Origin of the sequence: Stenotrophomonas testudinis (genome assembly GCF_024499815.1) — a bacterium.
Taxonomy (GTDB): Bacteria; Pseudomonadota; Gammaproteobacteria; order Xanthomonadales; family Xanthomonadaceae; genus Stenotrophomonas.
Map to the genome: position 1 here is coordinate 1 of NZ_JAMOKY010000086.1, position 200 is coordinate 200.

General features: G+C 62.0%; 2 tRNA genes. Both read left to right on the forward strand.

The features are described 5' to 3' along the window. The first annotated feature begins 1 nt into the window (after position 1). Positions 2-77, forward strand: a tRNA-Glu gene (locus tag NQ204_RS19585). 47 nt (positions 78-124) lie between these two features. Then, positions 125-200, forward strand: a tRNA-Ala gene (locus NQ204_RS19590).

Sequence of the window (200 nt, forward strand, 5' to 3'; positions counted from 1 at the left end):
CGTCCCCATCGTCTAGAGGCCTAGGACATCACCCTTTCACGGTGGCGACCGGGGTTCGAATCCCCGTGGGGACGCCAGTTTCAAAACGGAGCCTGCTCCCATGCAGGACAATCCGGAGTTTCATGGGGCCATAGCTCAGCTGGGAGAGCGCCTGCATGGCATGCAGGAGGTCAGCGGTTCGATCCCGCTTGGCTCCACCA